Below are 10,162 nucleotides of genomic sequence, written 5' to 3' on the forward strand. Positions count from 1 at the left end.
AGGCTTGCCGCCAGGCAATCCCGCCCTTCGCCCACGCCAACTGCGGCGCGGCAGCGCGGCGAGAGCCGCTCGCCGCAGCTTGCTGCCGCTCAGCGGCGAAGCCGCTCTCGCGCCATGTTCAGACGAAGCGGTCGGGGTCGCCGGCGCCGCGGCGGATGACCTCGGGCGCGCCCTCGGACCAGTCGACGACGGTGGTCGGCTCGGCCGGGGTCTCCCCCGCCTCGACGACGATGTCGACCTCGTGGTCGAGGTCCTCCTTGATCTCCCAGCCCATCGTGCGCGGCTCGGTCTCGCCGGGGAGGATCAGCGTCGAGGTCAGCAACGGCTCGCCCAGCTCGGCGAGCAGCGCCTGCACGAAGACGTGGTCGGGGATGCGGACGCCGACCGTGCGCTTCTTCGGGTGCAGCAGCCGCTTCGGCACCTCCGGCATCGCCGGCAGGATGAAGGTGTAGGGGCCCGGCGTCGCGGAGCGGATCGCACGGAACGCCGAGTTGTCGACGTGGACCATCTGCCCCAGCTGCGAGAAGTCCTTGCACACCAGCGTGAAGTGGTGCTTGTCGTCGAGCCCACGGATCCTCAGGATCCGGTCGCGTCCCTCACGGTTGCCGATCCGGCAGCCCAGGGCGTAGCCGGAGTCGGTCGGGTAGGCGATCAGCGCGTCGTCGTTCAGCGCGTCGACGATCTGCTGCAGCAGTCGCGGCTGCGGGTTGTCCGGGTGGACGTCGAGGTAGCGGGCCATCAGAGCCGGACGGCCGTCTTCGTGCTGCGGCCGGCGGCCTTGAGGTCGCGGTGCAGCTCCTTGGGCAGCGAGAAGGCCAGGGTCTCCTCCGCCGTCTGCACGGCGCGCGCGTCGGGGTAGCCGCGCTCGGCGAGATAGGCCAGCACCTCGGTGACGAGGTGGTCGGGCACCGAGGCGCCCGAGGTGACGCTGACGGTCGCGGCGCCGTCGAGCCAGGACTCGTCGAGCTCCGACACGTCGTCGATGCGGTACGACGCCTTGGCGCCGGCCTCGAGGGCCACCTCGACGAGGCGCACCGAGTTGGAGGAGTTGGCCGAGCCCACCACGATCACCAGGTCGGCCGCCGCGCCGATCTCCTTGACCGCGACCTGGCGGTTCTGGGTGGCGTAGCAGATGTCGTCGCTGGGCGGGTCCTCGAGCTGGGGGAACTTGGCCCGCAGCCGGCGTACGGTCTCCATCGTCTCGTCGACGCTGAGCGTGGTCTGCGAGAGCCACGCCAGCTTGGCGTCGGCCGGGAACTCGAGCTTGTCGACGTCGTCGGGGTGCTCGACCAGGACCGTCTGGTCCGGCGCCTCGCCGGCCGTGCCCTCGACCTCCTCGTGACCGGCGTGGCCGATCAGCAGGATGGTGTAGCCGTCGGCCGCGAAGCGGACCGCCTCGCGGTGCACCTTGGTCACCAGCGGGCAGGTCGCGTCGATGGTCTTGAGGTCGCGCTCGGCGGCCTCGTTGACGACGGCCGGCGAGACGCCGTGGGCGGAGAAGACCACGCGCGCGCCCGCGGGCACCTCGTCGAGCTCCTCGACGAAGATCGCGCCCCGCGCCTCGAGGTTGGCCACGACGTGCTTGTTGTGGACGATCTGCTTGCGCACGTAGACGGGTGAGCCGTAGAGGTCGAGCGCCTGCTCGACGGTCACGACCGCCCGGTCCACGCCGGCGCAGTAGCCCCGGGGCGCGGCCAGCAGCACCTCACGCTCGCTGTCCTCGAGCAGGCGCGGGCTCCCCAGGTCGATCGTCATGGCTCCAGTCTACGGACGGGCGACCGGTGAGCCGAGTTCACGGACGTGCGCGCACCTGTGTTTGCCGACGGCCACGGTCCGGCACGATGCCCCCATGTCCTTCGCTCCTCCGCCGCCGCCGGCGCCGTACCCCGGCGCTCCCCACCCGGCCACCCCGACGCCGTCCGGCGCCCCCGCCGTGCCCGGCTCCGTGGCGATGCTGCTGCTCGCCATCGTCCTGGCCGTGGACTTCGTGACGGCGGTCGTCCCGTACTGGGCCGGGCGCGACGGCCTGCCCTTGAGCGACCGCGCGACCCTGGCACTGTCCGTCGTGCCCTTCCTCCTGTACGCCGGCGCGCTGGCCGTCATCGGCCGCGACGGGCTGCGCCGCGGGCTCGCTGCCGGACTCGCGCTCTTCCTCGTCCCCCTGCACCTGGCGTTCTGGTTCGTCATCCGCCACGAGATCCGGACGTCCTACGCGCCGGACGAGTTCCGCGTCCTGGTCACCGCGCAGGGCGTGCTGATCGGCACCGCCCTGGTCGCCGCGTGGTGCATCGCCCGGCGGACCAGCGCCTGGTGGCTGCCGGCGCTGGCGCTCGCCCCGATCCTGGTGATCGCACAGTCCTTCGGCGCCGACGACGTCGGACGCCGGATCGGCGAGCTCGCCGGCGACCTGGCGCCCGGAGCGGGCTCGGCCTTCGTCCTCACCGGTGCGCTGTGGTGGGTCTGGACCACGACCCCGCTGCTGCTGACCGGCCTGGCCTGCTGGTTGCTCGACGCCGTCCTGCGGCGCCGCTGAGGCTCCCGGCACGAGCCGGGAAAAGGCCGACGGCCCGTCACCCTCGCGGGTGACGGGCCGTCGTACGTGGAGCGCAGGCGTCAGGCCTTGTCGGCGTCCTCGGTGGTCTCCTCGGCGGGAGCCTCCTCGGCAGCCTCCTCGGCGACCTCGGCCTCGGGGGCCTCGACCTCAGCAGCCTCGGTCTCCTCGACCTCGGTCTCGACGACCTCGGCCTCGGGGGCCTCCTCCACCGGAGCCGGAGCGGCCTCGGCGGCCGGCTTCGCCTTCGGGGCGGACGGGGTGAACGCCTCGGTCACCAGCTCGATGACCGCCATGGGGGCGTTGTCGCCCGCACGGTTGCCGACCTTGGTGATCCGGGTGTAGCCGCCGGGACGGTCCGAGAACGTCGGCGCGATCTCCGTGAAGAGGGTGTGCACGACACCCTTGTCGCGGATGACCTTGAGGACCTCGCGGCGCTGGTGCAGCGGGTTCTCGCCGGCGTCGGCCTTCTTCGCCTTCGTGATCAGCTTCTCGGCGTACGGACGCAGCAGGCGCGCCTTGGCCTCGGTCGTCGTGATCCGGCCGTGCTCGAACAGAGCGGTGGCCAGGTTCGACAGGATGAGGCGCTGGTGCGCCGGGCTGCCGCCGAGGCGGGGACCCTTCTTGGGCTTGGGCATCTCGATCTCTCTTTCCTGCCCGGCCGTACGAGGTACCGGGTGCTAGGTCCGGCCGTGTGAGGTACCGGGTTTCCAAGCCGGAACGGGTCCGTTCCGGCGGTGCTACGAGTGTTGCGGCGGTCTTGCCGCCAGACCAGGTCTGGACCTACGCAAGCCAACCGCGGCGTGGCAGCGTGTCGCCCGGCGGCGAAGCCGCCTCGGGTGACGACCCCGGGCCCGAAGGGTCCGGGCGAGTCACCCGAGGGGCGACACGCTCACGCCATCAATCAGAACTGCTCGTCCTCGACGAACGACTCGTCGTCGTCCTCGTCGTCCGAGTAGTTGGCCAGGGCGGCCGACGGGTCGAAGCCCGGGGCGCTGTCCTTGAGGGACAGACCCATCTCGTGCAGCTTGGCCTTGACCTCGTCGATGGACTTCGCGCCGAAGTTGCGGATGTCCAGCAGGTCCTGCTCGGAGCGGCTGATGAGCTCACCCACGGTGTGGATGCCCTCGCGCTTGAGGCAGTTGTAGGACCGGACGGTCAGCTGCAGGTCCTCGACCGGGAGGGCGAGGTCGGCGGCGAGCTGCTCGTCGACGGGCGACGGGCCGATGTCGATGCCCTCGGCCTCGACGTTGAGCTCACGGGCCAGGCCGAAGAGCTCGACCAGCGTCTTGCCGGCCGACGCGATCGCGTCGCGGGGCAGGATCGACGGCTTGGTCTCGACGTCGATGACGAGCTTGTCGAAGTCGGTGCGCTGCTCGACACGGGTGGCCTCGACCTTGTAGGTCACCTTGAGGACCGGGCTGTAGATCGAGTCGACCGGGATCCGGCCGATCTCGTTGTCGGCGCCCTTGTTCTGGACGGCCGAGACGTAGCCGCGGCCGCGCTCCACGACGAGCTCGAGCTCGAGCTTGCCGTTGTCGGAGAGGGTGGCGATCTTCAGGTCGGGGTTGTGCACCTCGACACCGGCCGGCGGAGCGATGTCCGCGGCGGTGACGTCACCGGCACCCGACTTGCGCAGGTACATGGTGACCGGCTCGTCGTGCTCGGAGGAGACGACGAGACCCTTGAGGTTGAGGATGATCTCGGTGACGTCTTCCTTGACGCCCTCGATCGTGGAGAACTCGTGGAGGACGCCGTCGATCTTGATGCTCGTGACCGAGGCACCGGGGATCGAGGACAGGAGGGTACGACGCAGCGAGTTGCCGAGCGTGTAGCCGAAGCCGGGCTCGAGCGGCTCGATGACGAAGCGCGACCGGAACTGGTCGACGCTCTCCTCCGAGAGGCTGGGGCGCTGTGCGATGAGCACTTGTTTCTTTCCTTTCCGGGCCGACCGCTATATGAGGACCCAGAGCTGTTGCGGAGTAGGGAGAGAAAGGCGTGGGCGGTCGGGGGCGTCGCCGCCCCCGACCGCGGGGGCACTACTTCTTGGAGTAGTACTCCACGATGAGCTGCTCCTGGATCGGCATGTCGATCTGCTCGCGCACAGGCACCGAGTGGACCAGGATCCGCATGCGGTTCGGGAGCGCCTCGAGCCAGGCCGGGACGATCCGCTCGCCGTGCGTCTCACGGGCCACGATGAACGGCGTCATCTCGAGCGACTTCTCGCGCACGTCGATGATGTCGTACTGGGTGACCTGGAAGGACGGGATATCGACCTTCTTGCCGTTGACCAGGAAGTGACCGTGGGTCACCAGCTGGCGGGCGTGGCGGCGGGTCCGGGCGAAGCCGGCGCGGTAGACCACGTTGTCGAGGCGGCACTCCAGCAGCTGGAGCAGGTTCTCGCCGGTCTTGCCCTGGCGACGGGCAGCCTCGACGTAGTACTTGTGGAACTGCTTCTCGAGCACGCCGTAGGTGAAGCGGGCCTTCTGCTTCTCCTGCAGCTGGTTGCGGTACTCGCTCTCCTTGATCCGCGCCCGGCCGTGCTGGCCCGGCGGGTAGGGGCGCTTCTCGAAGGCGGCGTCGCCACCGACGAGGTCGACGCCGAGACGGCGCGACTTCTTGGTCAGGGGTCCGGTGTAACGGGCCATGTCGGTTCTCCTCTAAGTCTTTGTCGTGCGCGTCAGACGCGGCGGCGCTTCGGCGGGCGGCAGCCGTTGTGCGGGGCGGGGGTCACGTCCTGGATGGTGCCGACCTCGAGGCCGATCGCACCCAGCGAGCGGATCGCCGTCTCGCGACCCGAGCCCGGGCCCTTGACGAAGACGTCGATCTTCTTCATGCCGTGATCCATCGCCCGACGGCCCGCGGCCTCGGCGGCCATCTGAGCGGCGTACGGGGTGGACTTGCGGGAGCCCTTGAAGCCGACGGTGCCGGCAGAGGCCCACGAGATCACCGCACCGGTCGGGTCGGTGATCGTGACGATCGTGTTGTTGAACGTGCTCTTGATGTGGGCCTCGCCCTGAGCGACGTTCTTCTTCTCCTTGCGGCGGACCTTCTTGGCCGCGCCCGCACGAGCCTTGGGAGGCATGCGTTATCTCCTTGAGAAAGCTGGTCTGTGGTGAGAGGCGGTGCTGAGCCGGAGGCTCAGATCACTTCGCCTTCTTCTTGCCGGCAACCGTGCGCTTCGGGCCCTTGCGGGTACGAGCGTTGGTCTTGGTGCGCTGACCGCGGACCGGAAGGCCCATGCGGTGACGGCGACCCTGGTAGCTGCCGATCTCGATCTTGCGACGGATGTCGGCCTGGACCTCGCGACGGAGGTCACCCTCGATCTTGAAGTTCGCTTCGATCTCGTCACGGAGCTTGACCAGCTCCTCGTCACCCAGCTCGTGGACGCGGAGGTCCGGGCTGACGCCGGTGGCCTCCAGCAGCTGCTGGGCGCGGGTACGGCCGATGCCGTAGATGTAGGTGAGAGCGACCTCGATGCGCTTGTCGCGCGGCAGGTCGACTCCGACGAGGCGAGCCATGAAGGCTTCCTTTCAAACGGTTGCGGTGGTGTGGTCGTGATGCGTCCGGGCCTTCTCGCCCAGCTCCGGCCATCCGCGCCGGAGGTGGTTCGCCGTCATGTCGATGGGACTGGCGGCTAAGCGATCACGTTGATGAGTGTGTTCAGTTGTGGGCCCCGGAGGGCCGGCCTGCTCAGCCCTGGCGCTGCTTGTGGCGCGGGTTCTCGCAGATCACCATGACGCGGCCGTGGCGACGGATCACCTTGCACTTGTCACAGATCGGCTTCACGCTCGGGTTGACCTTCATGTCAGCCCTTTCTTGCTAGTGGCGGCGAAAATCCGCCCGGCAGCGTGTCGGGAGGTGAGCGACGGCAGCTTGCTGCCCCTGTCATCTCACCGGAGACACGCTCGGGCACATTTACTTGTACCGGTAGACGATCCGACCGCGGGAGAGGTCGTAGGGAGAGAGCTCCACCACCACGCGGTCCTCGGGGAGGATCCGGATGTAGTGCTGACGCATCTTTCCGCTGATGTGAGCCAGGACCTTGTGGCCGTTGCTCAGCTCCACGCGGAACATGGCGTTCGGAAGGGCCTCCACGACGGAGCCCTCCATCTCGATGACGCCTTCTTTCTTCGCCATGTCTCACAATCTGCTCGGGGATGATGTCTACCGTCCGGCCCGGGAACCTCTCCCCTCCCTCGCGGGAGACGGAGTGGACCTCGTGGGCTCGTGCACCACACACGGAACCCACGTTGGACCGACACGCCAGTCTATGGGCAGGCGCCAACGAAACCCCAATCGGCGAGGACCGCGCCTCAGCCCCCGAGGAGCTCCAGGGTCCGCACCCGGGCCGGGGCGGTGCGCGGGTCGGTGCCGGCGAACGCGCCGCCGACCGGGTTGACCATCACCTCGTCGACGCCGTACGCCGCCGCGAGGGAGGCGAGCTCGTCGCGGGCCGACGCGGCGTCACCGATCACCCAGCGCTTCCGCATCGCCTCGATGAGCGCGTCGTGCGCCTCGGGCAGGCCCGCCTCGACGATCGTCTCGGCGTCCTCGACCGTGCGCTGGGCGACCAGCGGCTGGCCGGTGCGCAGGGCGAGCATCTGGAGCAGCTGCGGGAGCGCCTGGCGCTGCGCCTCCTCGACGGTGTCGGCGACCGAGGCGTTCACGGTGAGGAAGGTCCGCGGCTCGTCCAGCTCCGGCGAGGGCTGGAAGGTCGAGCGGTAGAGCTCGAGGGCCTCGGCGGTGCCGGAGCCGGAGAAGTGGTGGGCGAAGACGTAGGGCATGCCCTTCGCGGCCGCCAGGCGGGCGGAGTAGTCCGAGGAGCCGAGCAGCCACACCTGTGGCACCGTCTGCGCGACCGGGGTGGCCTTGAGGACGTGCTGGCCGCCGCGCAGGGCCAGCCCGACCCCGCCCGGCTCCATCATGGCGAGCACGTTGTCGACGTACTCGGGGAAGCGGGCGACGGCCTCGTCGTCCACCCCGCCGGCGCCGTGGCGCAGCGCCCAGCTCGTGACCGGGTCGCTGCCGGGGGCGCGCCCGATGCCGAGGTCGATCCGTCCCGGGAAGGCCGCCTCGAGCAGCGCGAACTGCTCGGCGACCACGAGCGGCGCGTGGTTGGGCAGCATCACGCCGCCGGAACCGACCCGGATCCGCTCCGTTGCGCCGGCGAACAGGCCGATCAGGACGGGCGGGTTGGTCGCGGCCACGGCCGGCATGTTGTGGTGCTCGGCCACCCAGAACCGGCGGTAGCCGAGGCGGTCGGCCGTGCGGGCCAGCTCGACGGAGGCCGCGATGGCGTCGCCGGTGGTCTGGTCGCTGCGGACGGGGACGAGGTCGAGGACGGAGAGCGCGAGGGACATCCTCGACCCAATGCCGTGGACGGCCCCCGCATTCCCGGGGGACGTCGCTCGTTCGTCGAGGAGGTCGCGCAGCGACCGTCACGAGACGTGGCGCCTTGGTGCAGCGGGCTCAGTCGTCGGAGGTGGCGCTGCGACGCACGAGGAGCAGGCCGACGACGTACGAGACCAGGCACAGCAGGCCGAGCACCAGCAGGTCCATCACGTAGTGGACGCCGCCGCCGAGCGCGATCCAGTCCTCCTTGTCGGTGCCCTCCGTCTCGCGGACCAGGTCCATGGCGGACGCCGCGCCGGCGTACCCCCAGCGCGACGGCGACAGCCAGGCGATCTGCTCGAGGCCGGGGCGGCCGGCGATCTCGAAGAGCGCGCCGGACAGGACCAGCTGGAGCATGACCAGGCCGACGAGGGCCGGCATCGTCTGCTCGGTGCTGGTGACCAGCGCCGAGAGCGCGAGGCCGATCACGACCATCGTGAAGGACAGCGCGGCGATGGCGATCCCGACCCGGAGGGTGCCGAGGTCGCCGTCGGCGCCGGGCAGCCCGACCGTGGCCAGGAAGGTCACCACCAGGCCCTGGAAGAACGCGGCGGTGCTGAGGACCATCACCTTGCTGGTGAAGTAGACGCCGGGCGAGAGGCCGACGGCGTACTCACGCTTGAAGATGGGCCGCTCCCCCACCAGCTCCCGGATGGCGAGCGCGGTGCCCATCAGGCAGGCGGCCACGATCAGCACGATCAGGCGTTGGGACGCCTCCCCGGTCGAGAAGGACTCGACGATCGAGCCGTCGGGAAGCGTGTTCTCCCGACGTGACACGTCGAGCGAGAGGCCGTGGTCGCCCGGCACGAGCCGGCTGAGGCCGCCGAGGATGAGCGGCAGCAGCACCAGCATCCCGAGCAGGAGCTTGTCGGCGAAGACGACCGCCAGGTTCCGCTTGACCAGGGTCGCCAGCTGGCGGGACACCGACTGCCGCGGCGGAGCCGGTACGGTGGCGTACGGCTGCCGCTGCAGCGCGGCCGTGTCGACGGCGTGCTGCGGCACCGGGATCCGCTGCCAGAGGTCCGGGTCGTCGAGCAGGTCGAAGACCTCGGGGTAGTTGGTCTTGCCGAAGTGGGCGAGCACCCCGTCGGGCGGCCCGAAGTAGGCGATCCGCCCACCGGGCGCCAGCACGAGCACGTTGTCGCAGACGTCGAGGGCGAGCACCGAGTGGGTGACGACCATGACCACGCGGCCGTCGTCGGCGAGGCTGCGCAGCTGGCGCATGACCTCGAGGTCGAGGCCCGGGTCGAGGCCGGAGGTGGGCTCGTCGAGGAAGAGCAGCGGCGGTGCGGTGAGCAGCTCGGTGGCGATCGAGACCCGCTTGCGCTGGCCGCCCGAGAGCTGGGTGCCGATCCGGTTGTCCATCCGCTGCACGAGCTGGAGCTGGTTGGCGACGTGGTTGACCCGCGCGTCCCACTCCTGCGCCGTGGTGTCCGGGGGCAGCCGCAGCTGGGCGGCGAACCGCAGGCCCTGCTTGACCTTCAGCTGCGGGTGGAGGATGTCCTGCTGCGGGACGAGGCCGATCTGGAAGCGCAGCTGGTCGTAGTGCTGGTAGAGGTCGTGGCCCTGCCAGATCACCCGGCCGTGGCTCGCCGGCTTCAGCCCGGTGAGGGCGCCCAGCAGCGTCGACTTGCCCGCACCCGACGGACCGATCACCGCGGTGAGGCTCTTCGGCTCGAGCTTGAAGGAGATGTTCTCGATCAGGCGCTTGCCGCCGCCGACGACCTGGGTCAGCCCGTCGGCGTACAGGGTGAACTCGTGGGCGGTCGCCGAGGCGACCAACTGCTGGCCGTCCCACCGGAAGGTCTGGTTGCCGACGATGACCTCGGAGCCCACCGGCATCTGCACGGCACCCTCGACCCGGTGCCCGTTGACGAAGGTGCCGTTGAACGAGCCGAGGTCGTGCAGGACCGCCAGCGTCTGCGCGGTCGGCGGGTCCAGGCGTGCGTGGCGGCGGCTCACCAGCGGGTCGTCCAGCACGATGTCGTTGGAGTGCTCGCGGCCGATGGTCAACGACCGGCCGGCCTGCAGCTGCTGCGGCAGCACGACCGAGTGGCCGTGCGGCAGCTGGCCCGGAGGAAGGACGCCGACCGGGCGCCAGGCATCGGCCGGGGCGCCGCTGGCGGGCAGCTGCGGCGGGGGCAGGTTCTTCCAGAACTCACCGCCGAGCGGCGCCTGCGGCTGGGGCGGCTGCTGCTGCGGCACCGGTCGGGACGA

General features: G+C 70.2%; 12 protein-coding genes. 1 reads left to right on the forward strand and 11 read right to left on the reverse strand.

The features are described from left to right. Positions 1 to 118: 118 nt before the first annotated feature. Together AC2YHB_RS21505 and AC2YHB_RS21510 are read right to left on the reverse strand one after the other, a co-directional pair. Positions 119 to 739, reverse strand: coding sequence for an L-threonylcarbamoyladenylate synthase (locus AC2YHB_RS21505; RefSeq protein WP_036547942.1), 621 nt, complete (start codon positions 737 to 739; stop codon positions 119 to 121). Then, complete coding sequence (locus AC2YHB_RS21510) at positions 739 to 1,755, reverse strand: 4-hydroxy-3-methylbut-2-enyl diphosphate reductase (protein WP_179649942.1); 1,017 nt, start codon at positions 1,753 to 1,755, stop codon at positions 739 to 741. The genes AC2YHB_RS21505 and AC2YHB_RS21510 overlap by 1 nt, the downstream gene beginning before the upstream one ends. Positions 1,756 to 1,849: 94 nt before the next feature. Here AC2YHB_RS21510 and AC2YHB_RS21515 point away from each other — a divergent pair, with 94 nt between their 5' ends. After that, on the forward strand, positions 1,850 to 2,533 hold the full coding sequence (locus AC2YHB_RS21515; RefSeq protein ID WP_487354598.1) for a hypothetical protein: 684 nt from the start codon (positions 1,850 to 1,852) through the stop codon (positions 2,531 to 2,533). Positions 2,534 to 2,613: 80 nt separating this feature from the next. Here the strand turns inward: AC2YHB_RS21515 and rplQ are convergent, their stop codons facing one another. The 9 genes from rplQ to AC2YHB_RS21560 form a co-directional block, all read right to left on the reverse strand. Further along, a complete protein-coding gene (rplQ, locus tag AC2YHB_RS21520; protein ID WP_487354599.1) occupies positions 2,614 to 3,189 on the reverse strand; it encodes a 50S ribosomal protein L17 in 576 nt (191 codons plus the stop codon). A 266-nt stretch (positions 3,190 to 3,455) separates the two neighbouring features. Further along, positions 3,456 to 4,478 (reverse strand): DNA-directed RNA polymerase subunit alpha, encoded by a 1,023-nt coding sequence (locus AC2YHB_RS21525; RefSeq protein WP_036547935.1) that lies wholly within the window; start codon positions 4,476 to 4,478, stop codon positions 3,456 to 3,458. A gap of 112 nt (positions 4,479 to 4,590) precedes the next feature. Beyond that, complete coding sequence (rpsD, locus tag AC2YHB_RS21530; protein ID WP_036547932.1) at positions 4,591 to 5,199, reverse strand: 30S ribosomal protein S4; 609 nt, start codon at positions 5,197 to 5,199, stop codon at positions 4,591 to 4,593. A 32-nt stretch (positions 5,200 to 5,231) separates the two neighbouring features. Beyond that, the gene (rpsK, locus tag AC2YHB_RS21535) at positions 5,232 to 5,636 is read right to left on the reverse strand and encodes a 30S ribosomal protein S11 (RefSeq protein WP_028656371.1); all 405 of its coding nucleotides are present in this window, start codon (positions 5,634 to 5,636) and stop codon (positions 5,232 to 5,234) included. A 61-nt stretch (positions 5,637 to 5,697) separates the two neighbouring features. After that, complete coding sequence (rpsM, locus tag AC2YHB_RS21540; protein ID WP_036547929.1) at positions 5,698 to 6,072, reverse strand: 30S ribosomal protein S13; 375 nt, start codon at positions 6,070 to 6,072, stop codon at positions 5,698 to 5,700. Between the two features lie 172 nt (positions 6,073 to 6,244). Continuing rightward, positions 6,245 to 6,358 (reverse strand): 50S ribosomal protein L36, encoded by a 114-nt coding sequence (rpmJ, locus tag AC2YHB_RS21545; protein ID WP_004008316.1) that lies wholly within the window; start codon positions 6,356 to 6,358, stop codon positions 6,245 to 6,247. A gap of 111 nt (positions 6,359 to 6,469) precedes the next feature. Next, positions 6,470 to 6,691: a translation initiation factor IF-1 gene (gene infA, locus AC2YHB_RS21550; protein WP_028656368.1), complete on the reverse strand. Its 222-nt coding sequence runs from the start codon at positions 6,689 to 6,691 to the stop codon at positions 6,470 to 6,472. 176 nt (positions 6,692 to 6,867) lie between these two features. Continuing rightward, the gene (locus AC2YHB_RS21555; protein WP_487354600.1) at positions 6,868 to 7,914 is read right to left on the reverse strand and encodes an LLM class flavin-dependent oxidoreductase; all 1,047 of its coding nucleotides are present in this window, start codon (positions 7,912 to 7,914) and stop codon (positions 6,868 to 6,870) included. Between the two features lie 109 nt (positions 7,915 to 8,023). Continuing rightward, a partial coding sequence (locus AC2YHB_RS21560; protein ID WP_487354601.1) for an ATP-binding cassette domain-containing protein occupies positions 8,024 to 10,162 on the reverse strand: 2,139 nt, incomplete at its 5' end.

The sequence above is a fragment of the Nocardioides sp. SRI_004 genome (genome assembly GCF_057586415.1).

Coding starts and splice junctions, on each gene's coding strand:
- rpsD (WP_036547932.1), bottom strand. CDS start 5,199: ATGGCCCGTTACACCGGACCCCTGACCAAGAAGTCGCGCCGTCTCGGC.
- infA (WP_028656368.1), bottom strand. CDS start 6,691: ATGGCGAAGAAAGAAGGCGTCATCGAGATGGAGGGCTCCGTCGTGGAG.
- AC2YHB_RS21510 (WP_179649942.1), bottom strand. CDS start 1,755: ATGACGATCGACCTGGGGAGCCCGCGCCTGCTCGAGGACAGCGAGCGT.
- rpmJ (WP_004008316.1), bottom strand. CDS start 6,358: ATGAAGGTCAACCCGAGCGTGAAGCCGATCTGTGACAAGTGCAAGGTG.
- rplQ (WP_487354599.1), bottom strand. CDS start 3,189: ATGCCCAAGCCCAAGAAGGGTCCCCGCCTCGGCGGCAGCCCGGCGCAC.
- AC2YHB_RS21555 (WP_487354600.1), bottom strand. CDS start 7,914: ATGTCCCTCGCGCTCTCCGTCCTCGACCTCGTCCCCGTCCGCAGCGAC.
- AC2YHB_RS21505 (WP_036547942.1), bottom strand. CDS start 739: ATGGCCCGCTACCTCGACGTCCACCCGGACAACCCGCAGCCGCGACTG.
- rpsK (WP_028656371.1), bottom strand. CDS start 5,636: ATGCCTCCCAAGGCTCGTGCGGGCGCGGCCAAGAAGGTCCGCCGCAAG.
- rpsM (WP_036547929.1), bottom strand. CDS start 6,072: ATGGCTCGCCTCGTCGGAGTCGACCTGCCGCGCGACAAGCGCATCGAG.
- AC2YHB_RS21515 (WP_487354598.1), top strand. CDS start 1,850: ATGTCCTTCGCTCCTCCGCCGCCGCCGGCGCCGTACCCCGGCGCTCCC.